This is a genomic window from Streptomyces sp. NBC_01454 (assembly GCF_036227565.1).
Lineage (GTDB): Bacteria > Actinomycetota > Actinomycetes > Streptomycetales > Streptomycetaceae > Streptomyces.
Genome location: NZ_CP109460.1, coordinates 3,624,096 through 3,646,497 on the forward strand (window position 1 = coordinate 3,624,096; position 22,402 = coordinate 3,646,497).

Sequence of the window (22,402 nt, forward strand, 5' to 3'; positions counted from 1 at the left end):
GTTGAGCGGTCCGCGCGCCCTTCCGGTGGTCCTTTCCGGCTAGGAAGCCACCACCGTCTTGGCCGATTTGGCGATGCCTTCCGGGTCTTCGGAGTTGCCTTCGTCACCCACGGCGATTCCGCGCCGCTTGGAGACGTAGACCGCGCCGATGATGACGGCGATCGCCAGCAGCGCGACCACGAGCCGCACGCCGTCGCTCTTGTCCTGCCCGTAGGAGAACTTCACCACAGCCGGCGCGATCAGCAGCGCCACCAGGTTCATGACCTTCAGCAGCGGGTTGATCGCCGGGCCCGCGGTGTCCTTGAACGGGTCACCCACGGTGTCCCCGATGACCGTCGCGGCGTGCGCCTCACTGCCCTTGCCGCCGTGGTGGCCGTCCTCGACGAGCTTCTTGGCGTTGTCCCACGCACCACCGGAGTTGGCGAGGAAGACCGCCATCAGCGTGCCGGTGCCGATCGCACCGGCCAGGAACGAGCCGAGCGCGCCGACACCGAGCGCGAAACCGACCGCGATGGGGGTGAGCACCGCCAGCAGCCCGGGAGTGGCGAGCTCACGCAACGCGTCCTTGGTGCAAATGTCGACGACCCGTCCGTACTCGGGCGTCTCGGTGTAGTCCATGATCCCGGGGTGCTCGCGGAACTGCCGGCGCACCTCGTAGACGACCGCTCCCGCCGACCGCGACACCGCGTTGATCGCCAGCCCCGAGAACAGGAAGACGACCGAGGCGCCGAGGATCAGCCCGACCAGGTTGTTGGGCTGCGAGATGTCCAGGCTCAGGCCCATGCCGGTGGCGGCGGTGCCGACCTCGTGGACGGCGGTGGCGATCGCGTCCCGGTAGGAGCCGAAGAGCGCGGCCGCGGCCAGTACGGCCGTCGCGATCGCGATGCCCTTGGTGATGGCCTTGGTGGTGTTGCCGACCGCGTCCAGGTCGGTCAGGACCTGCGCGCCGTCACCGGTGACGTCCCCGGACATCTCCGCGATGCCCTGGGCGTTGTCGGAGACCGGGCCGAAGGTGTCCATCGCCACGATCACGCCGACGGTGGTCAGCAGGCCGGTGCCGGCCAGCGCCACCGCGAACAGCGCCAGCATGATGGAGGCCCCGCCCAGCAGGTAGGCCCCGTAGACGGCCAGTCCGATCAGCACCGCCGAGTAGACGGCCGACTCCAGGCCGAGCGAGATGCCGGAGAGCACGACCGTGGCCGGGCCGGTCAGCGAGGTCTTCCCGATGTCCCGCACGGGACGCCGGCTGGTCTCGGTGAAGTAGCCGGTCAGCTGCTGGATCAGCGCGGCCAGCACGATGCCGATGGCGACGGCCACCAGCGCGAGCATCCGCGGGTCGCCGGTCCGGCTCAGGATGTCGGTGTCGGTGACACCGGTCAGGTCCGCGTAACTGGACGGCAGGTAGGTGAACACCGCGACGGCCACCAGGACCAGCGAGATGCCCGCGGAGACGAAGAACCCGCGGTTGATCGCCGTCATGCCGCTGCGGTCGCGGCGCCGCGGCGCGACGACGAAGATGCCGACCATCGCGGTGAGCACGCCGATCGCCGGGACCAGCAGCGGGAAGGCGAGCCCGGCGTCACCGAAGGCGGCCATGCCCAGGATGAGGGCGGCGACGAGGGTCACCGCGTACGACTCGAAGAGGTCGGCGGCCATACCGGCGCAGTCACCGACGTTGTCGCCCACGTTGTCCGCGATGGTCGCGGCGTTGCGTGGGTCGTCCTCGGGGATGCCCTGCTCGACCTTGCCGACGAGGTCCGCGCCGACGTCCGCGGCCTTGGTGAAGATGCCGCCGCCGACCCTCATGAACATCGCGATCAGCGCGGCGCCGAGACCGAAGCCCTCCAGCACCTTGGGCGCGTCGACCGCGTAGACGAGCACCACGCACGACGCGCCGAGCAGGCCCAGCCCCACGGTGAACATGCCGACGACGCCACCGGTACGGAATGCGATCTTCATCGCCTTGTGGGAGACGGCCGTAAGATCCTTTTTCCCGTTGTCCCCCTCACCCGGAGTGGCTTCCCGGGCGGCCGCGGCCACGCGCACATTGCTGCGCACCGCGAGCCACATGCCGATATAGCCGGTGGCCGCCGAGAATCCGGCGCCGATCAAGAAGAAGGCGCTGCGTCCGGCGCGCTGCGTCCAATTGTCCGCGGGAAGCAGCATGAGCAGGAAGAACACCACGACGGCGAATACGCCGAGGGTCCGCAACTGGCGCGCCAGGTAGGCATTTGCGCCTTCCTGCACGGCCGCCGCGATCTTCTTCATACTGTCGGTTCCCTCACCGGCCGCGAGCACTTGGCGGACCAGTACCGCCGCGACAGCCAGTGCCGCCAGGGCGACCACGGCGATCGCCAGCACGATGCCGCGGTTGCCCGTCGTAAGAGACGGCCCGGCCAGAAAAGTGGGGGTGTCAAGCAACTGAGGGGTGTAAGGCCCCGCCATTCGTCCTCCTTGACGTTTGGCACATGGGCGCGCGGAAGCACGCTCAGGCGTCCTGAGCAAGATGTGGACGGATTGTAGGGAGCCACGGTTGATCAAAACAGTGCGCGTCAAAGGGAATTCGCCGGTAGCGGCGAAGATCAAAAGGTCGACGCCGCTCAGAATTCGCCCGGACGAAGGAATGCGGTGAATTCACTGACCGCCGCCCGATGATCTCTCTGTCGTACTGATCATTCATGCCCTGTGTACTGATCGCCGCTGCTCAAGGATGCCGCCCGGGAACCCGGGCCGAGGGAGGCCGGCGTGACACCGGAGAGAATTGATCCGCCCGTCTACGGCTGAACGGGTGGCCCACCCACGCGCCCACCGCCTCCCGGCAGCCGGTGAAGGAACATCAGATCAAGTCCGGATCGCATCGCATGAGGACGGCGTGACGCCTGGCGAGGGGGCGGGCCCAGGAGGGTGGTGGGCTCATGAGGGTGGTGGGCCCAGGAGGGTGGTGGGCCCAGGAGGGTGGTGGGCCCAGGAGGGTGGTGGGCTCATGACCGCGGGCTGCCCTCGGGAGGGTGAGCGGGCTCATGACGGCGGGGCGTGCGGCCCGCAGGGCGACGGCCGGGCCCTGTGGCCGGGGAGAGAACCTGGGCCGCGGCAAGGGGCGAGGGCCGGGGCCGGGGCCGGGGCTCAGAGCGTGTCGGGGCTGCATGGGGGCTCGTACCGCGGTCGGGACGGGGCCAGTCGCCCGTGGTGCGCGGGGGCCCGCTCGTGGGACGGCAGGAGGCACCTGACGAGGCACTTGGGCCGCGGCGTGCGGAGTACGGGCACGGGCACGGGCACGGGCACGATCAGTCAGCCCGGCCCGGGGCGCAGAAGTGGGTGGCAGCCGTGACGGCCTCTGCTGCGCGCTCGCGGGCTCGGGAAGAAGGCGGCCCGCCGGACGGCTCTGAAGGCCGTCCGCAGCGCTCCAGGCGACTCCGGCGCTGCGGGCCGGTGCGGGTCCGCCACGGCGGTGCTAGCCGCCCTGCGGCAGGACCGCTGTCGTCGTGGGCCAGGTCATGCGGATCATTCCGCCTTCCTTGCCGGCGGTGACCTCGACGTCGTCGACCAGCCCGCTGATGACCGCGAGGCCCATCTCGTCCTCGCCCTCGGCGTCGCTCTCCGCGGCACCCTGAGCCCCACCGGTTTCGTGCGCGCCGGAGTCGCCGTTCACTCCGTCGCCCACCTCGATCGAGAACTTCTTCTCGTCCTCGATCAGCAGGACCCGCACCGGCGAGTTGATGTCGTGGCTCTCGTGCAGCCCCACGGCGCGGCTGCACGCCTCGCCGACGGCGAGCCGCACCTCGTCCAGCACGGCCTCGTCCACCCCGGCGCGCCGTGCCACGGCAGCCGCGACCAGACGCGCGGTGCGGACATGCTCGGGAAGGGCGCTGAATCGAAGTTCGACGGTGGCCATGCCATCCCCCTCGTTATGCGGGCGTGCGACGCAGGGGGCCGGACACGACGTCCGGTACCCCCCACTGCTTCCTCCCCCCGCGCCTGAGGGCGCGGGGGTCCGGTGAAACCGTCAGTCGGTAGCGGAGACGGCTTCCTCGACCGAGGTGTGAATCGGGAACACCTTGGTCAGACCGGTGATACGGAAGATCTTGAGAATGCGCTCCTGGTTGCAGACCAGGCGCAGCGAGCCCTCATGGGCACGCACCCGCTTGAGTCCGCCGACCAGCACGCCGAGCCCAGTGGAGTCCAGGAAGTCGACACGTTCCATGTCCACCACGAGGTGGTAGCTTCCGTCGTTCACAAGCTCGACCAGCTGCTCACGCAGCTTGGGCGCGGTGTATACATCAATCTCGCCACCGACCTCGACGACCGTACGGTCGCCAACGGTCCGGGTCGACAGGGACAGGTCCACGGATCCTCCAGCACCTTGCTATCGAGCGGTCGCCCCCCTGGGGCCTCCCCACCGACGGTAGGGGCGGATCTGGCAGCCGCGATGGCATTCAATCACTTACCGGCAGGCGTGCACGACGCCCTTTGAGCATTGTCCGTCACTCCGGTGACACACTCGGTGCCGATGGCCTCCAATCCACTCCCGCCGGATGCGGGCGCGCGCCCTTCCCCAGGCATGATTCTCGAACGTCTCGCCCGGGGCGCGACCCGCGCTGCGCGCATCACTCATACGGAGCACTTGCCCCCGCGCATCGGCAGCCATGCCGACTGGCCCGAACAGATCCGGCCGGAAGTGATCGACGCCATCCGCTCGGCCGGAATCGATCGTCCCTGGGCCCACCAGGCACGGACATCCGAACACGCGGTGCGCGGCGAGTCGGTCGTCGTCGCCACCGGGACCGCGTCGGGGAAGTCGCTGGCGTATCTCGCGCCGGTCCTCTCCACGCTCCTGGACGGTTCGGAGGCCCCGAACGGGAGGGGGGCCACGGCTCTGTATCTGGCCCCCACGAAGGCGCTGGCGGCTGATCAGCGGCGCGCCGTACGCGATCTGGCCACCCCGCTGGGCACGGCCGTCCGGCCCGCGGTCTACGACGGTGACACCCCCGTCGAGGAGCGCGAATGGGTCCGCCAGTACGCCAACTACGTGCTGACCAACCCCGACATGCTGCACAGCGGCATCCTGCCGTCGCACCCGCGCTGGTCCTCCTTCCTGCGCGCGCTGCGCTATGTCGTCATCGACGAATGCCACAGCTACCGCGGCGTCTTCGGCTCGCATGTCGCACAGATCGTCCGCCGGCTGCGCCGGCTCTGCGCCCGCTACGGCTCCGATCCGGTGTTCCTGCTGGCCTCCGCGACCGCCGCCGAGCCCGGGCCGGCCGCGACCCGGCTCACCGGTCTGCCCGTGGTGGAAATCACGCAGGACACCTCGCCGCGCGGCGAGTTGGTCTTCGCGTTGTGGGAGCCGCCGCTGACCGAACTGCACGGCGAGCAGGGCGCCCCGGTCCGCCGCACCGCCACCGCCGAGACCGCGGACCTGCTCACCGATCTCGCCGTCCAGGGCGTGCGTACCGTCGCGTTCGTCCGCTCCCGGCGCGGCGCCGAGCTGATCGCCCTGATCGCGCAGGAGCGGCTCGCGGAGGTGGACCGTTCGCTGCCCGGACGGGTCGCCGCGTACCGGGGCGGCTACCTGCCCGAGGAGCGCCGCGCCCTGGAACGCGCGCTGCACAACGGCGATCTGCTCGGACTGGCCGCCACCACCGCGCTCGAACTGGGCGTGGACGTCTCCGGACTGGACGCCGTGGTCATCGCCGGCTACCCGGGGACCCGGGCCTCGCTGTGGCAGCAGGCCGGGCGGGCGGGCCGCTCCGGACAGGGCGCGCTCGCCGTGCTCGTGGCCCGCGACGACCCGCTGGACACCTACCTGGTCCACCATCCCGAGGCGCTCTTCGACCAGCCCGTGGAGAGCACCGTCCTCGATCCCGACAACCCGTACGTGCTCGCCCCGCACCTGTGCGCAGCCGCCTCCGAAATCCCGCTCACCGAAGGCGACTTCGCTCTCTTCGGCACCGCGGCCGCCGGGCTGATGCCCCAACTGGAGGCCGCGGGTCTGCTGCGCCGGCGCGCCCGGGCCTGGCACTGGACGCGCCGCGAGCGGGCCGCCGACCTCGCCGACATCCGCGGTCAGGGCGGCTCGCCGGTGCAGGTCGTGGAGGCCGGCACCGGGCGGCTGCTGGGCACCGTGGATGCCGCCGCCGCGCACACCACCGTCCACGACGGCGCGGTCCACCTCCACCAGGGGCGCAGCTATGTCGTCCAACAGCTCGACCTGGACGACGATGTGGCGCTCGTCGAGGAGGCCAACCCGCCCTATTCCACGACCGCCCGCGACACCACCGCCATCTCCGTCCTGGAGACCGACACCGAGATTCCCTGGGGCGATGCCCGGCTGTGCTTCGGCTCCGTCGAGGTCACCAATCAGGTCGTCTCCTTTCTGCGCCGGAAACTGATCACCGGCGAGGTGCTGGGCGAGACCAAGCTCGATCTGCCGCCCCGTACGCTGCGCACCCGTGCGGTGTGGTGGACGGTCACCGAGGACCAGCTCGACGCCGCCCGCGTCAATCCCGAGCAGCTGGGCGGCGCCCTGCACGCCGCGGAACACGCCTCCATCGGCATGCTGCCGCTCTTCGCCACGTGCGACCGCTGGGACATCGGCGGTGTCTCCGTGCCGCTGCACCCGGACACCCTGCTGCCGACCGTCTTCGTCTACGACGGCCACCCGGGCGGCGCCGGATTCGCCGAGCGCGCCTTCCACACAGCCGCCGACTGGCTCACCGCTACCCGTGACGCCATCGCCGCCTGCGAATGCGAGGCCGGCTGCCCTTCCTGCATCCAGTCCCCCAAGTGCGGCAACGGCAATGACCCGCTCCACAAACGGGGAGCCGTTCGGCTGCTGGGCGAACTGCTGCGCGGGGCGCCGAAGGGGGCGTAGGGGGTGCCGCAGGAAGCGCGGCGGGCGTTGCAGGGGGTGCAGGAGGGCTGGCAGGGGTCGCGGGAGACCCAGCGGGGGTCGTAGGCGGCGTTGAGGGTGTCGTGCGGCGCGCTGTGGGCGGCCCGCAGCAGGCTGTGGGCGGCCCGCGAGCGCCGTGGGGACACCGGCCGCGGCATCCGGACCCGCGGGATGCCCTCCCCCGGCCCGCCCCGCGGGCGGTTGCCCCGCCGGGCCGGCCCGGGCACGTACCCGGGAGGTGAGCGGGGGACTGCCCGCCTCGGCTGAGACATCGGCGATCTGGCCGTCCACCGCGCAGCGCACCAGGAGGGCGTGCTGCGCCGCCGCGACCCGGCGCGCCGCCGCGCAGGCAACAGCCGGTCCCTGCAGGGCCCGATCCGCTGCGGCCAGCGCCGCCAGGTCCGCGGCGCCGCCTGCCCGGTGTCGCGCCGCGACGGCCTGGCCCACTCCCATCAGGGCGACGAAGACCGCACACAGCGCCGCCGCCGCGACAACCGTCCAGACCGTCGCCGAGCCCTCGTCACCGCACCGTTTCCTCCGCAAGAGCCACCGCCTCCCCTCGGACCCGCACCGTCAGCCGCGCCACACCGGGCAGCTGGGCCTCGACCCGTACGCGCACCAGATCGCCCTCCCCCGCCAGCACCACGCGCGCGCCCCGAGGGGCCGCGCCCCGCGCCGCCGAGATCACCGCCGACGGTGGTTCCGATCGCGCCGCGGCGCGGGCCCCGGCCCGTGCCGCGTCCACGCACTCGATTCGGGCGCAGGCCGCCATCAGTCCCCAGATCAGCGCCGCCACCACGGCGACCAGCACGGGGAGGACCACCGCGGTCTCCGCCGTCACGAATCCGGCGTCGCGGGTCCTCGGCGGGGCGCCCCGAGCCCGGGGGCGCGGGGCGCTGCCCTCAGAACTGGACATTGATCGCCCGCTCGATCACCGACCGCAGCAGCGCCTGCACCGGTCCACTCGTCACGACCTTGTAGAGCACCGCCGCCAGGGCACACGCCGCGAGCGTCCCCACGGCGTACTCGGCCGTGGTCATCCCCCGGTCATCGGCCCCGATCGTGCGCAACCGCGCCCACCACCGTCGGACCACTCCGCTCCCGACCACTCCGCTCCGGGCCACTCCACACCCGGCCATTCCGCTCCGGACCACTCCACTGCGCACCATGTCCATCCCCCTTGGGACGTCGTCTGCTGATGAATGTCTTCTGCTGAGCCGTTGTCGCCTGCTGATGGCCTGTCGCCTGCCGATGAGCTGTTGACCTGTTGACCTGTTGAGGAGGCGTTCGCCTGCGGCCCAGCCAGTGGAACGGCGCCTCCTGCTGCGGCCGCATCCGCGCTCGTCGCCGGACCCGGCCCGGCCCGGTCACGTCCTCCTTCGCACTCGCCACACCGTCCGCTCAGTTACGCCCCAGCAGCCCACTCGCCAGCCCGATCAGTACCGGCGTCACTCCGAGCACCAGGAACGCCGGCAGGAAGCACGCCGACAGCGGCACGGTGACCAGCACCCCGGCCCGCCGGGCCCGGGCGAGGGCCGACCGGGCCTGTTCCGCACGGAGTTCGGCGGCGGTCCGGGAGGCCGACTCGACGGCCGGCACCCCGGATATCCCGGCCCGCTCCATAGAGCGCGCCAGCCCTTCCGCACCGGGGAGTTCGGCCAGCCGCGGCCATACGGCCGCCGGTTCACCGCCCAGGCGCAGTTCCGCCGCCACCTGCCGCAGCCGCTCCGCCACCGGCCCGTCGAGCGACCGGCCCACCGCCTCGGCCGATTCCCGCGGCCCGGCTCCCGCCGCGAGGCAGGCCGCCAGCAGATCGCCGGCCGGCGCCAGTGCCGCCCGCACCTCCGCTGCTGCCAACCGCGCCGACTCCGCACCTCGTTGGCGGGTCAGCGCGCGGTGCGCTCCCCAGCCCACGGCGAGCCCTGCCAGGACTCCGCTCGCGCCACCGACGAGGATGAACATCAGGACGGCCGCTCCCGCAGGTCCGGCCCACTCGCTCAGCCGGCCGTGGGCCGCGCCCTTCACCGTCGCGGCCCGGCTGCGCCACGGGGGACGGGTCGGCGCACCGGGCCGGGGTCCGTCCGCCCCGTATCGGTCGGGACGGGTGACCGCCCAGACCGCCGAGACCCGTCGCCTCACGGCCCGCCCACGGCGTGTCTCCCGCAGCAGTGCCGCGGCGCAGAGCATCGCCGTCACTGCCGCAACCGTCATCCCCAGCCTGTGGACAACTTCTGCGCTCATCTCCTCCCCCTCCTCAAGTACCTTCCGCGGCCGCGACGATCCGGGCCGTCCAGACCACTCCGCCCCATTCCAGGAGGCCGCCGATCACCAGACAGCCCCACCCGGCAGGGGTGTGCAGCAGCACCCTCAGCGGGTCGGCGCCGAGTGCGCTGCCCATCAGGAGCCCGCCGCCGGGCAGCAGGGCGAGCATCAGCGCGGTGGCCCGGGGGCCCGCCAACTGGGCCCGCAGTTCGTCGCGTTGCTCGCGCTGGGCACGGAGACCGGACGCGATCCGCTCCAGCCCGCAGGCCAGTCCCGCGCCGCCCTCCACCGCCACCTGCCAGCACGCGGCCATGCCGATCAGCCCCTCGGCCCCCGGCAGTCGCCCCGCCGCACGCAACGCCTGGGGGACATCCCCGCCGTACCGCGCTGCCGCGGTCACCCCCGAGCCCGCCGCTCCCAGCCCCGGCGCGCCCGCGGCGAGCAGGGCCTGGGCGGGCTGCCGCCCGGCCCGCAACTCCCCCGCCACCGCCGTGCACAGCGTGATCACCGCGGCAGCCCGCCGGTCGCGCGCCCGCACCGCTCCGCGGGCGACCAGCCACCGCCGGACGAGGAACGCCGCCGCCACGGAAGCCACCGGCGGAAGCACGGACCCGCCCAGCACCCCCAGCACCAGCCCGGCCGGCAGACACCACAGCTCCCGCCCGACGTCCCCCAGGGGCCCCAAACGCCATCGCCGCCCCGCATCACCCTCGACCACCCGCTGTTCGCACCACGTCCGCACCCCCTGGCCCCGCAGCCGGGCCCGCCACCCCACTGCCGCATCCCTCTCTCCAGGGGACCCGAACAGCGCCCGGGCCCGCCGTCGTACGTCGTCCGGCCGGCCCCGTGCCAGCCGGCCCGCGGCTCCCGCGCAGAGCGCCGCGGCCATCAGCGCCGCCCCGCCGGCCGCGCTCACCGGAGCCCGCCCCCGCCCCGCTCGCACAACCACGTCAACCGCCCCCAGCCGGCCGCCTCCTGGAAGCCGGCGGGGCTCCGGACGGCGGCCGGTACGGTCACCACGAAGCCGTCGCGGTCCCGCTCCAGGACATGGATTTCGGCGATCCGGCGCCGGCCGTTCCGGTCGCGTACGAGATGCAGGACGACGGAGACCGCGGCCGCCAGCTGGCTGTGCAGCGCGGCGCGGTCCAGACCCGCGGTCGAGCCGAGGGCCTCCAGACGCGCCGGGACGTCGGATGCGGCGTTGGCATGGACCGTGCCGCAGCCTCCCTCGTGCCCCGTGTTGAGGGCCGCCAGCAGTCCGTGACCTCGGGGCCGCGTACCTCGCCGACCACCAGCCGGTCCGGGCGCATCCGCAGCGCCTGCCGTACGAGGTCCCGCAGCGTCACGCGGCCGACGCCCTCCTGATTGGCGGGCCGGGTCTCCAGCCGCACCACATGGGGGTGGTCCGGACGCAGCTCCGCCGAGTCCTCGGCCAGGACGATCCGTTCGTCCGGGCCGACCAGGCCGAGGAGGGTGCTGAGCAAGGTGGTCTTGCCCGCGCCCGTACCGCCGCTGATCAGAAAGGACAGCCGGGCCGCCAGGAGCGCGCGGAGCAGCCGGTCGCCGCCCGGCGGGACCGTGCCGGCCGCCACCAGCTCCGCGAGGCCGAAGGCCCGTGGTCGCAGTACCCGCAGCGACAGACAGGTCCCGGCGACCGCCACCGGGGGCAGCACGGCGTGCAGCCGGGTGCCGTCCGGCAGCCGGGCATCCACCCATGGCCGGGCATCGTCCAGCCGCCGGCCCGCCACCGCCGCCAGCCGCTGGGCGAGTCTGCGCACCTGCGCTGCGTCCCGGAAGCGGACGTCCGTGCGCTCCAGTCCGCCGCCGCGGTCGACCCACACCTCGTCCGGCGCCGTGACCAGGACGTCCGTGACATCGGGCGCGGCCAGAAGCGGCTCCAGCGGGCCGCTGCCCACCATCTCCGAGCGCAGCACGGCCACCACGCCCAGCACCTCGGCGTCCCCCAGGAGCCGCCCCTGCTCGCGCAGCGCCAACGCCACCCGCGCCGGCGTCGGATCCGCCCCGTCCTCGGCGAGCCGTCGGCGCACCGCCTCCAGCAGGTCCCGGCTCATGTCCGGCCTCCGCCCCGGCAGGGCGCCTGCTCCCGCTCCGGCCCCGCACCGGCGCCCGGCCCACCGCCGTCCCCGCTCTCCGCCACCCGCTCCCAGAACCCCGCACAGAACCGCGCCAGCGGACCGCGCGGCTGCGCCCCCGGCGGCACCCCGCGGGCGAGCTCCGCCGACAGCCCCGCCTCCCACGGCACTTCACCGGCCAGCGGAAGCCCCATCAGGCCGGCGATCTCGTCCGGCGGCAGGGCGTGCCCATGGCGTCCGGGGGTTTCACAAGCCACCACCCGCAGATCGCCGAGCACCTGCTGCACACCGAGGGCCACCCGCTGGGCGGCCGCGACCGCGCGCAGCTCCGTAGGGACGAGCAGCAGTCCCAGGTCCACCTGGGACAGGGCCTCTGCCGCCGCCTCGTCGACCCTGCGCGGCAGGTCCACCACCACGACCCCGCCGCGCCGCCGCGCCGCCGCCATGACCGCGCGCATGGCCGGCGGCGGGATGACGACATCGGAGTCCCGGTCCCAGCTGAGGACCCGCAGCGAGTGCAGCCGCGGCAGCGACTCGGCCAGGGCGCCGCAGGCCACCCGCCCGCGCGATTCGGCGAAGGCGGGCCAGCGCAGGCCCTTTTCCTTCTCTCCGCCCAGCAGGACGTCCAGCCCGCCGCCCAGTGGATCGCCGTCGACGAGCAGGGTGCGCCGGCCCGTCCGGGCCGCGGTGAGTGCCAACGCACCGGCCAGGGTGCTCGCTCCGGCGCCACCGCGGCCGCCGATGACGCCGACGGTCAGAGCGGGCGGCCCGACGCCCTCGACGGCGTCGGCGATCCGGTCCACCAGCCAGCGCTCGCCGTCGGGCAGTGCGAGTACGCGCTCCGCCCCGAGAGCGACGGCTTGGCGCCACAGGTCCGGATCGTCCGCGTCGCGGCCCGCCAGCAGGACGCCCGCCCGGCGTCCGGCGCCGCGTAACCGGCGGGCGCAGTCCGCGCCGACGATCACCAGGGGCGGTGCCTCCCACTCCCCTCTGCGGGCCGGCAGCCCGTGCGCCACCTCGGGCAGTGCGCCGGCCGCCGCACACAGCCGCACAAGATCGTCGAGGAGTTTTTCGTCCTCGGTGACGATCAGCGGCCCGCTGTGCTCCCCACCGCTTCCCGCCAGCCGTTCCGATGACATGAATCCGGCCACGTTCCGTCCCCCTATCGCTACGCAGCTCGCACATCCGCGAACTCGCGGACTTTCACGGTGCAGCGATCGGGAAAATCTTGTGGATCTTGAAGAAAATCTGTGGACAACGCCACGGCTGTGTATATCCCTGTCACCTATTCCGGCGAGGAACGGCTGCTTCCGGGGGTCAAGAGGGCGTTCCGCAGAGCATCCCGGCAACTACGGTGAGTAATGGATCGTGAGCGTCGTGACCCCGGTCGCCGCATGAGCAGGGAGAGAAGCGGATCTGCGTCCGATGACGGGAAATGCGTCCGGACATGCGACGACCCCCGCCGGGGGGGAGAGCGGGGGTCGTCCCCACGGCCGACTCGGGGGGGAGGAGCCGGACCGGGTTAGCACGGTCGCGAACGATCCGTGACTTCCATGGTGTACCCGAGAGCCTTCTCAGGCAAACCCACGCGCCACACCTTACGCCGAATGGTGGGCGCCTATGCTCGCCCCGTGGAAAACCACTCCGTGCCTCACTCGAGTCCCCGTACTGCCGCGTTCTTCGACCTGGACAAGACCGTCATTGCAAAGTCGAGCACGCTGACCTTCAGCAAGTCGTTCTACCAAGGCGGCCTGATCAATCGGCGGGCCGTACTACGCACCGCGTACGCCCAGTTCGTGTTCCTGGCGGGCGGCGCCGACCACGATCAGATGGAGCGAATGCGGGAGTATCTCTCCTCACTGTGCCGCGGCTGGGACGTGGCACAGGTGCGGGAGATCGTCGCCGAGACGCTGCACGATCTGATCGACCCCATCATTTACGACGAGGCGGCCTCGCTCATCGAGGAGCATCACGCCGCGGGCCGGGATGTCGTGATCGTGTCCACCTCGGGCGCCGAGGTCGTCGAACCGATCGGTGAACTCCTGGGCGCGGACCGGGTGGTGGCCACCCGCATGGTCGTCGGCGAGGACGGCCGCTTCACCGGCGAGGTGGAGTACTACGCCTATGGCCCGACCAAGGCGGAGGCCGTCCGGGAACTCGCCGAATCCGAGGGCTACGACCTCGCGCGCTGTTATGCGTACAGCGATTCGGCAACCGATGTCCCGATGCTCTCGGCGGTGGGTCACCCGTGTGCGGTCAATCCGGACCGGGCGCTGCGCCGCGAGGCGGCCGCGCGCGGTTGGCCGGTTCTCTCCTTCAACCGCCCGGTCCCGCTCAAGCAGCGACTGCCCACGCTGTCGATGCCCTCCCGGCCGGCGCTCGCCGTCATGGCCGCGGCGGGCGCGGCCGTCGCCACCGCGACGCTTGTCTGGTACACGAGCCGCCGGAAAACCACAAAGCCCCGCCTCAGCTCTATTGCCCGTGGTCCGCTGGCCGGCGCCGACCGCGTTTGACGTCAAACGTAAAGATCTGCGAAGCAGGGTTCCGCTTGACTCACCCGAGGAGTACAAAGGACTTAACGGCCCGCGAGACCAAGGACATCCGAGAGGAACACCTTTAACGCAGGAAGTGGCCCACGGACCGATGCATGAAAGCCAGGCACCCACGCGACGCCGACCCGTCGATTACGGGCCAGCCGCACCAGGTAACCGGACAAAGATTCCGACCTGATGGGCACATTTTCGAGCACGCACTGGTAACCCGGCGGACATGCCAGCGGCGGTACCACCCATTGGTACCGCCGCAACCCTGTTCAGGGGCGAATGAAGCAATACTTCCGGAATTCCCGGGTACCGCGCCGGGCTTTCCGCCCGCTGGCGTTATGCCGCGCCGCGCTGCAGCGCCTCACAGACCGCGGTGCTCTCCCGGACGCCGAGTTCCACCGCACGTCCGCAGTGCGCGATCCACGCCGCGACGCCCTCCGGGGTGCCCGAGACGTAGCCCTCCAGGGCGGCGACATACGCCGCGCGGCCCAGTTCGGCGTGCCCGACCTCGGCGGGACAGATCGACTTCGGGTCCAGCCCGCTCCCGACCAGCACGATCCGCTCGGCGGCCCGCGCGACCAGCCCGTTGCAGGAGACGAACGGCCGCAGCGCGAGCAGCTCGCCGTGCACGACCGCCGCGGTCACCAGGGCAGGCGCCCGGGTGCCCGCGAGCAGCATCCGCGCCAGCCCGTCGAGCCGCCCGGCGACCTCGTCGGCGTCCGGCAGCGCCAGCTCGACGAGCGGCTCGTCGACCGGTTCGCCGGCCAGCCGGGGCCGTCCCACCGTCTCGTCCGCCGACTCGCCGCCGGCCGCCACCAGATGGAGCCGCGCCAGCACCCGCAGGGGGGACTGCCGCCACACGCTGAGCAGCTGGCCGGACTCGGCCGTCAGCCGCAGGGCCGCGCCGACCGTCCGCGGCTCGCCCTCGACGCCGAAGTCGGTGCGGCGCCGGACCTCTTCGAGCGCCCAGTCGGCCCCCGAAAGAGCCGCGGAACCGCGCGCTCCGCGCAGCGCCGCCTCGGAGGCGACCTCGTTGCTGCGGCGTCGCATGACCCGGTGCCCGTAGACGCGGTCCACGCCCTTGCGCACCGATTCCACGGAGTCGGCGACTCCCGGGAGCGAGGCCAGGGTCACGAGCGGATCATCGCTCGCTCGGGGAGGTGCGGGGGAGGTCCCCCGGGAGATTCCAGCCATGACCACGACCCTACGCACCACCTGGCCATACCCCTCGAAGGAGTGGTCTTCCTCACGCGGCGCTCTCACTCAGGGCCATGCCAAGATTACCCTTGGTGAACATGAAGATCGCTTTCGTAGGCAAGGGCGGCAGTGGCAAGACCACGCTGTCCTCCCTGTTCATCCGGCATCTCGCCGCCGCCCGGGTCCCCGTGATCGCGGTGGACGCCGACATCAACCAGCATCTGGGCGCCGCCCTCGGACTCGACGAGACGGAGGCCGCCGCGCTGCCCGCGATGGGCGCCCATCTCCCACTGATCAAGGACTACTTGCGCGGCAGCAACCCCCGGATCCCGTCCTCCGAATCCATGATCAAGACCACCCCGCCCGGTGAGGGCTCGCGGCTGCTGCGGGTGGGTGGGTCCAACCCCGTCTACGACGCGTGCGCCAGGCCGGTGGAGCTCGACGACAGCGCCGTCCGGCTGATGGCGACGGGCCCGTTCACCGAGTCCGATCTGGGCGTGGCCTGCTACCACTCCAAGGTCGGCGCGGTGGAGCTGTGCCTGAACCACCTGGTGGACGGGCGCGAGGAGTACGTCGTCGTCGACATGACGGCCGGCTCCGACTCCTTCGCCTCCGGGATGTTCACCCGCTTCGACATGACCTTCCTGGTCGCCGAGCCGACCCGGAAGGGCGTCGCCGTCTACCGCCAGTACAGCGAGTACGCCCGGGACTTCGGCGTCCCCCTGAAGGTCGTGGGAAACAAGGTGCAGGGCCCCGAGGATCTGGCGTTCCTGCGCGACGAGGTGGGCGACGACCTGCTGGTGACCGTCGGCCACTCCGACTGGGTACGCGCCATGGAGAAGGGCCGCCCGGCCCGCTTCGCCCGCCTGGAAGAGGCCAACCGCGCCGCCCTGCGGACGCTGCACGACACGGCCGACGCCGCCTACGGGGACCGGGACTGGGAGCGCTATACGCGCCAGATGGTGCACTTCCACCTGAAGAACGCGGAGAGCTGGGGCAATGCGAAGACCGGGGTCGATCTGGCGGCCCAGGTCGACCCCTCCTTCGTGCTCTTCGAGGGGGCGGCTACCCCACAGCCCGCCTGACCTGCCAGGCGGCGTGGGCGGGCGCGGGCGGCTCGGCCGGTTTGCTGGTCGGTACGGACGGAGCCGGTGCGGACGGCCCCGGGGAACCACTGGAGAGGTACGCCGCCCACCCTCCGCCCGGCGCCCGGCCCACCGGCAGCGCCCGCAGCTTCGCCAGCACCTCCGGATCCTGGACGTCCAGCCAGTCGGTGAGCTGCTTGAAGCTGACGCACCGGACTCCCTGACGGGGGCAGATCTCCTTGATGGCCTGCTCCACGGCCTTCATGTACGTGCCGCCGTTCCAGGACTCGAAGTGGTTGCCGACGAACAGCGGGGCGCGGTTGCCGCGGTAGGCGCGGTCGAAAGCCGCAAGGAGGCCGTCACGCATCTGCCGGCCCCATGCGGCGTGCCTCTGCGGGTTGCCCTCCGTGGTGCCGGACTGATTGGCGAGGAAGTTGTAGTCCATCGAGAGCGTCTCGAGGCCCCGCCCAGGGAACGGGATCTCCTGGAGCGGGAAGTCCCAGATACCGTCGATCCGCCGTGGCCAGGTCTGCCGGCCGCCCACCGAGCTGGCGTCGTAGCGAAAACCCATCTCCTTGGCCGCGGGGATCAGGTTGCGCTGCCCCTCCAGGCAGGGAGCGCGGCCGCCGACCAGCTCCCGGGAGTAGTCGAACGGCAGCGGCGGTTCGGCGGCCAGGCCCGCGTTGGTCTTCCAGTGCTGCACGAACGCCTCGGCCTGCTCGATCTCGCTGATCCACTCGTCCGGCGACCAGGTGCCGACACCGCCGTGCGGGCCGCAGAAGTGGCCGTTGAAGTGGGTGCCGATCTCATTGCCCTCCAGCCAGGCGGCGCGCATCTGGGACACGGTGTTCCTGACGCCCTGGATGTCGTTGAAGCCGATGTCCGAGGTGCCGGCCTTGTGCCGGGGCGGCTCGTACAGCTCCCTGCGGTCGGCGGGGAGCATGTAGACGCCGCTGAGGAAGTAGGTCATGGCCGCGCCGTACTTCTTGCCGACCGCCCGGAAGTGCGAGAACAGCTTCTGGCCGTCCTCGCCGGCACCGTCCCAGGAGAACACCACGAACTGCGGGGGGCGCTTCCCCGGGGGGAGCCGGCGCGGCCTGGGCTGGTGGGGCTGTGCGCCGGTGTACGCCGTGGAGCCGTCGCCGATCAGCCGGAGCGTCCGGGTGGGCGCCTTGGGCACCGCCCGCCCCTTCCTGGTCCCCTGGGGCGGCCCGTTCTGTATCGCCACGGAGCAGCCGGCCATCGCCGCCAGCGCGACCAGCGTCGCTATGGATGCCGTGACTTTTGACGCCGTCACCCTTGCTGCGGCCGTCATCGGCCACCCCATTCCCGGTGCCTGTGCGCACCTTCCGAGTGATTAATCGGATAATTGCGTGCAAGCTTCCATACACCAAGAAAAGGCACTAAAGGTGCAAGTGATTAGTCATCATATTCACCTGATGGAGGGAAGGATTGCGGCGTTTGCCCGCAAAGTCTTCTCCTGACCTTTACCTGCCATTACGGTTCATTTACCGATGCTTGAGAGTCACCGGACCGTCACTCCACAGCGACGGCCGCCGGCCGGCTCGCGTCCCGCCGCAGTACACCGCCGCCCCACGATCGCGCCCCGCGCGACCGCGTCGCCCCGGAGGAGACGGGAATGTCGCAGATGGAGAAGTCGCCGCCGCAGCCGCCGCGCACCCAGCACCACCCCGAGATCCCTCCCGGGCCCCGGGCGGCGGCCGAGCCCACCTCCCGTACGGAGCGGGCCGGCCCCGCCGTCTGGCGGCGGGACATCTCCGCCTCGGTCGTGGTCTTCCTGCTCGCCGTCCCGCTGTCCCTGGGCGTCGCCCTGGCCACCGGCGCCCCGCTCCAGGCCGGCCTGGTCGCCGCCGTCGCCGGCGGTCTCGTCGCCGGTCTGCTCGGTGGCGCCCCGCTCCAGGTGACCGGCGCGGCGACCGGCCTCCTGGCGGTCACCGCCGACCTGGTCCAGCGCTACGGCTGGCGCGCCACCTGCGCCGTCACGGTCCTGGCCGGTCTCGCCCAACTCGCCCTGGGGGCGCTGCGCGCGGCCCGGGCGACATCGGCCGTCAGCCCGGCGATCGTGCACGGCCTGCTGGCCGGCATCGGGGTCACCATCGCCGTGGGACAGCTCCATGTGGTGCTCGGCGGCAGCCCCGACGGCTCGGCGCTCGACAACGCCGCGGCGCTGCCCGGCCAGTTGGCGCATCCGCACGCCGTCGCGCTGCTGATCGGCGCCGTCACCGTGGCGGTACTCCTCGGCTGGGGGCGCCTCCCGGGCCGCGCCGGGCGGTGGGCGCGGGTGCTGCCGGCGCCGCTGGCCGCCGTGCTCGCGGCGACGGCGGTGAGCGCGGGCACGTCGGTGGCGCGCGTCGAGCTGCCGTCCTGGCGGGTGCCCGAGCTGCCCGCGCTGCCGGACGCATCCGTGCCGGCCCTGGCCGCCGCGGTCCTGACTGTCACCCTGGTCGCCGGCATGGAATCGATGCTCTCGGCGCTGGCCGTCGACCGGCTGGCGGCCGAGCGCCCCGGCCCGCCGGCGGGGCGTGCGCGGCTCAACCGCGAGCTGGCCGGCCAGGGGGCGGCCAATGTCGTCTCGGGGCTGCTGGGCGGGCTGCCGGTCTCCGGGGGCGCGATGCGCGGCTCGGCCAATGTGCGGGCCGGCGCGGTCACCCGGCGCGCCACCGTGCTGCACGGCGTGTGGGTACTGCTGTGCGCGGGCCTGCTGGCCGCCGCGCTGGAGGCGATCCCGCTGGCGGCGCTCGCCGCGCTGGTGATGGTCGTCGGCGTGCAGATGGTGAGCTTCGCGCACATCCGGCATGTGCGGCGGCACCGCGAATTCCCTGTGTACGCCGCCACATTGGGCGGTGTGATCCTCCTCGGTGTGCTCCAGGGGGTGGCGGCGGGCATCGCCGTCGCGGTCTTCCTGGCGCTGCGCCGGCTGACCCGCACCCGGGTCACGGTGACGGAGGAACCCGACGGCTACCGGGTGTACGTCAGCGGGCAGTTGACGTTTCTGGCGGTGCCGCGGCTGACCCGGGCGCTGGCCCGGGTGCCGGCGCACGCCGAGGTCGTCGTCGAGCTGTGCGGCTCGTTCATGGACCATGCCGCCTACGAGGCGCTGCAGTCGTGGTCCACCGCCCATCGGGCGCACGGCGGCCGGGTGACCCTCGGGGGCCGCTCGGGCCGGCCGCCCGCCAAGGCGGCCGGCGCGCACTCCTGCCGGCCGTGGACGCCCTGGCGCCACCACCACTGCACCCGGCCCGCCCCGGACAGGGCGGCGGAGCCGGCGGACAGCGGCAGCCAACTCCTGGGCGGGGTCAGCGCCTTCCAGCGCCATACGGCCCCGCTCGTCCGCGAGGAGCTGGCCCGGCTGGCGCGCGAGGGCCAGCGGCCCACCCAGCTGTTTTTGACCTGCGCCGACTCCCGGCTGGTCACGAGCATGATCACCTCCAGCGGTCCGGGCGACCTGTTCACCGTGCGCAATGTCGGCAATCTGATGCCGCCGCCGGGCTCGGACGCCTCCTGCGACTCCGTCGGGGCGGCGGTCGAATACGCGGTGGAGGTGCTGCGGGTCGGCTCGATCACGGTGTGCGGGCACTCGGGTTGTGGCGCCATGGGAGCGCTGCTGGGCGCCGCCGCCCCGGAGGAGGCCGAACCGACCCCGCTCGCCCGCTGGCTGCGGCACGGCCGGCCGAGCCTGGCACGTATGCAGCGCATCGGGCGACTGGGGCGGGGAGAAGTCGCCCTGCACGAGCGTCCGGTGAATGATGATCAGGAGCGGCTGGCGCTCGTCAACGTCATGCAGCAGCTCGACCACCTCCGGGCACACCCGTGCGTGGCCCGCCGGGTGGCCGAGGGCTCGCTCGCCCTGCACGGCATGTATTTCCACGTCGGCGAGGCCCAGGCCTACGTGCTCGACGAGGCCACCGGTCGTTTCGGCGCCGTCCGCGGCGAGCCGGTGCCGGTGACGGCCTGACCTGCGCAACATCCCCTCGACAGCCCGGAAAAGGGCCGTCCGTACAGTGGTCTACACCAATAATTGTCCACAGCCCTTGTCAGGCCAGGCACGGGCTGATGAGCTAGGACCTGGGGACACTTCGGACGCCCTGGGAATGGGAGATGTTGTGAGCAACGAAAGCCTTGCCAACCTGCTCAAGGAGGAGCGGCGGTTCGCACCGCCCGCTGATCTGGCCGCGCACGCCAACGTCACGGCTGCCGCGTACGAGCAGGCCGCGGCAGACCGGCTGGGCTTCTGGGCCGAGCAGGCCGAGCGACTGTCGTGGGACACCGCGCCCACCCAGACCCTCGACTGGTCCCACGCGCCCTTCGCGAAGTGGTTCGCCGACGGCAAGCTCAATGTCGCCTACAACTGCGTGGACCGCCATGTGGAGAACGGCCTGGGCGACCGGGTCGCGCTCCACTTCGAGGGCGAGCCGGGCGACACCCGCACGATCACCTACGCCGAGCTCCAGCGCGAGGTCTCCAAGGCCGCCCATGCGCTGACCGAGCTCGGTGTGCGCAGCGGCGACCGGGTCGCCATCTATCTACCGATGATCCCGGAAGCGGTCATCTCCATGCTGGCCTGCGCCCGTCTGGGCGCCCCGCACTCCGTCGTCTTCGGCGGCTTCTCCGCGGACGCGCTGGCCACCCGCATCAACGACGCCGACGCCCGCGTCGTGATCACTGCCGACGGCGGCTACCGCCGCGGCAAGCCGTCCGCCCTCAAGCCCGCCGTCGACGAGGCGCTGACCAGGCCCGGCACCGAGAACGTCCGCAGCGTGCTGGTCGTTCGCCGCACGGGCCAGGAGGACGTCGCCTGGCACGAGGGCCGCGATGTGTGGTGGCACGACCTCGTCGAGCGGCAGAGCGACCAGCACACGCCCGAGGCCTTCGACGCCGAGCACCCGCTGTTCATCCTGTACACCTCCGGCACGACGGGTAAGCCCAAGGGCATCCTGCACACCACCGGCGGCTACCTCACCCAGGTCTCGTACACCCACCACGCGGTGTTCGACCTCAAGCCGGAGACCGACGTCTTCTGGTGCACCGCCGACGTCGGCTGGGTGACCGGCCACTCGTACATCACCTACGGCCCGCTCTCCAACGGCGCCACCGAGGTGCTCTACGAGGGCACGCCCGACAGCCCGCACCAGGGCCGCTGGTGGGAGATCGTGCAGAAGTACGGCGTGACGGTCCTCTACACCGCGCCGACCGCGATCCGTGCCTGCATGAAGTGGGGCGATGACATCCCGGCGAAGTTCGATCTGTCGTCGCTGCGCATCCTGGGGTCGGTGGGCGAACCGATCAACCCCGAGGCATGGATGTGGTACCGCAAGCACATCGGGGCCGATGCGACGCCGATCGTCGACACCTGGTGGCAGACCGAGACCGGCGGGATGATGCTCAGCCCCCTGCCGGGCGTCACGACGACCAAGCCCGGCTCGGCCCAGGTGCCGCTGCCCGGTATCGCCGCGACCGTCGTGGACGACGACGCCCGTGAGGTCCCCGACGGCGCCGGCGGCTACCTCGTGCTGACCGAGCCCTGGCCGGCCATGCTCCGCACGATCTGGGGCGACGACCAGCGCTACCTCGACACGTACTGGTCCCGCTTCGAGGGCAAGTATTTCGCCGGCGACGGCGCCAAGAAGGACACGGACGGCGACATCTGGCTGCTCGGCCGGGTGGATGACGTGATGCTGGTGTCCGGCCACAACATCTCCACCACGGAGGTGGAGTCGGCGCTGGTCTCGCACCCGAAGGTGGCCGAGGCCGCGGTCGTCGGCGCCACCGACCCGCAGACCACCCAGGCCATCTGCGCCTTCGTCATCCTGCGCGGCGGTGCGGCGGAGGACGAGGGCCTGGTCGAGGAGCTGCGCGCCCATGTCTCCCAGCAGCTCGGCCCGATCGCCAAGCCCAAGCGGATCATGCCGGTGGCGGAGCTGCCCAAGACCCGCTCCGGCAAGATCATGCGGCGGCTGCTGCGCGATGTCGCGGAGAACCGTGACCTCGGTGATGTCACCACGCTGACCGACTCCTCGGTCATGGACCTGATCCAGGCGAAGCTGCCGAGCGCGGCAAGCGAGGACTGAGCGGAACGGATGACGGGGGCGTGCGGCCGGTGCGGCCGGACGCCCCCGTCGTCGTACCCGGCGACCCGGCAGGCCGTTCCGCCGCACGTCCTCCGGCGCCCGGATCCGTCGGGCCGGCGACCGGCCACGGCCCGTTCACCGGAGGGCCGAGCGGTCGTTTTGCCCGTAAAGTGAGGCCAGCGGACAGCGCCCCGCACCCACCCGGTAAGGTAGGAACCGCGTCAACGAAACGCCAAGAAACTCT

Annotated in this window: 15 protein-coding genes and 2 pseudogenes; 5 read left to right on the top strand and 12 right to left on the bottom strand. The window is 72.2% G+C overall.

Translation table 11 applies throughout. The features are described 5' to 3' along the window. Window positions 1-39: 39 nt before the first annotated feature. The 3 genes from OIU81_RS15880 to bldG form a co-directional block, all read right to left on the bottom strand. Entirely contained in the window at window positions 40-2,445 is a 2,406-nt protein-coding gene (locus OIU81_RS15880) for a sodium-translocating pyrophosphatase (protein WP_329148351.1), read from the bottom strand. Window positions 2,446-3,451: 1,006 nt separating this feature from the next. Beyond that, entirely contained in the window at window positions 3,452-3,892 is a 441-nt protein-coding gene (locus OIU81_RS15885) for an ATP-binding protein (protein WP_329148352.1), read from the bottom strand. Window positions 3,893-4,003: 111 nt separating this feature from the next. After that, window positions 4,004-4,345 carry an anti-sigma factor antagonist BldG gene (gene bldG / locus OIU81_RS15890; protein WP_018089983.1) on the bottom strand — a complete coding sequence of 114 codons (342 nt, stop codon included), beginning with the start codon at window positions 4,343-4,345 and terminating at the stop codon, window positions 4,004-4,006. 162 nt (window positions 4,346-4,507) lie between these two features. Between bldG and OIU81_RS15895 the strand changes: the two genes are divergently transcribed. Beyond that, window positions 4,508-6,871: a DEAD/DEAH box helicase gene (locus tag OIU81_RS15895; protein ID WP_329148354.1), complete on the top strand. Its 2,364-nt coding sequence runs from the start codon at window positions 4,508-4,510 to the stop codon at window positions 6,869-6,871. A gap of 240 nt (window positions 6,872-7,111) precedes the next feature. On the opposite strand, the pseudogene OIU81_RS15900 reads toward OIU81_RS15895, so the two are convergent. The 7 genes and pseudogenes from OIU81_RS15900 to ssd form a co-directional block, all read right to left on the bottom strand. Then, window positions 7,112-7,432 (bottom strand): annotated as a pseudogene (locus tag OIU81_RS15900) (Rv3654c family TadE-like protein); the annotation flags it as partial. Further along, on the bottom strand, window positions 7,410-7,805 hold the full coding sequence (locus OIU81_RS15905; RefSeq protein WP_329148356.1) for a TadE family type IV pilus minor pilin: 396 nt from the start codon (window positions 7,803-7,805) through the stop codon (window positions 7,410-7,412). The gene OIU81_RS15905 and the pseudogene OIU81_RS15900, both read right to left, overlap by 23 nt. Next, complete coding sequence (locus OIU81_RS15910; RefSeq protein WP_443074144.1) at window positions 7,792-7,998, bottom strand: DUF4244 domain-containing protein; 207 nt, start codon at window positions 7,996-7,998, stop codon at window positions 7,792-7,794. The genes OIU81_RS15905 and OIU81_RS15910 overlap by 14 nt, the downstream gene beginning before the upstream one ends. Before the next feature lie 292 nt (window positions 7,999-8,290). Then, the gene (locus tag OIU81_RS15915) at window positions 8,291-9,130 is read right to left on the bottom strand and encodes a type II secretion system F family protein (protein WP_329148360.1); all 840 of its coding nucleotides are present in this window, start codon (window positions 9,128-9,130) and stop codon (window positions 8,291-8,293) included. A gap of 13 nt (window positions 9,131-9,143) precedes the next feature. Beyond that, a complete protein-coding gene (locus OIU81_RS15920; RefSeq protein WP_329155180.1) occupies window positions 9,144-10,040 on the bottom strand; it encodes a type II secretion system F family protein in 897 nt (298 codons plus the stop codon). Window positions 10,041-10,063: 23 nt separating this feature from the next. Beyond that, a pseudogene (locus tag OIU81_RS15925) lies at window positions 10,064-11,223 on the bottom strand (TadA family conjugal transfer-associated ATPase). Then, window positions 11,220-12,383: a septum site-determining protein Ssd gene (gene ssd / locus OIU81_RS15930; protein ID WP_329148362.1), complete on the bottom strand. Its 1,164-nt coding sequence runs from the start codon at window positions 12,381-12,383 to the stop codon at window positions 11,220-11,222. The pseudogene OIU81_RS15925 and the gene ssd overlap by 4 nt, the downstream one beginning before the upstream one ends. Before the next feature lie 468 nt (window positions 12,384-12,851). On the opposite strand from ssd, the gene OIU81_RS15935 reads away from it, so the two are divergent. Further along, window positions 12,852-13,757, top strand: coding sequence for an HAD family hydrolase (locus OIU81_RS15935; RefSeq protein ID WP_329148364.1), 906 nt, complete (start codon window positions 12,852-12,854; stop codon window positions 13,755-13,757). A 366-nt stretch (window positions 13,758-14,123) separates the two neighbouring features. Here OIU81_RS15935 and OIU81_RS15940 read toward each other — a convergent pair whose 3' ends face one another. After that, window positions 14,124-14,981 (bottom strand): oxidoreductase, encoded by an 858-nt coding sequence (locus OIU81_RS15940; protein WP_329148365.1) that lies wholly within the window; start codon window positions 14,979-14,981, stop codon window positions 14,124-14,126. Window positions 14,982-15,082: 101 nt separating this feature from the next. Here OIU81_RS15940 and OIU81_RS15945 point away from each other — a divergent pair, with 101 nt between their 5' ends. Continuing rightward, window positions 15,083-16,069 carry an ATP-binding protein gene (locus tag OIU81_RS15945; RefSeq protein ID WP_329148367.1) on the top strand — a complete coding sequence of 329 codons (987 nt, stop codon included), beginning with the start codon at window positions 15,083-15,085 and terminating at the stop codon, window positions 16,067-16,069. Here OIU81_RS15945 and OIU81_RS15950 read toward each other — a convergent pair. Next, on the bottom strand, window positions 16,050-17,384 hold the full coding sequence (locus tag OIU81_RS15950; RefSeq protein ID WP_329148369.1) for a hypothetical protein: 1,335 nt from the start codon (window positions 17,382-17,384) through the stop codon (window positions 16,050-16,052). The two genes, OIU81_RS15945 and OIU81_RS15950, sit on opposite strands and share 20 nt — an antisense overlap. A gap of 324 nt (window positions 17,385-17,708) precedes the next feature. Between OIU81_RS15950 and OIU81_RS15955 the strand changes: the two genes are divergently transcribed. Together OIU81_RS15955 and acs are read left to right on the top strand one after the other, a co-directional pair. Continuing rightward, on the top strand, window positions 17,709-20,045 hold the full coding sequence (locus tag OIU81_RS15955; protein WP_329148370.1) for a SulP family inorganic anion transporter: 2,337 nt from the start codon (window positions 17,709-17,711) through the stop codon (window positions 20,043-20,045). 148 nt (window positions 20,046-20,193) lie between these two features. Further along, a complete protein-coding gene (acs, locus tag OIU81_RS15960) occupies window positions 20,194-22,158 on the top strand; it encodes an acetate--CoA ligase (protein ID WP_329148372.1) in 1,965 nt (654 codons plus the stop codon). Window positions 22,159-22,402 lie beyond the last annotated feature (244 nt).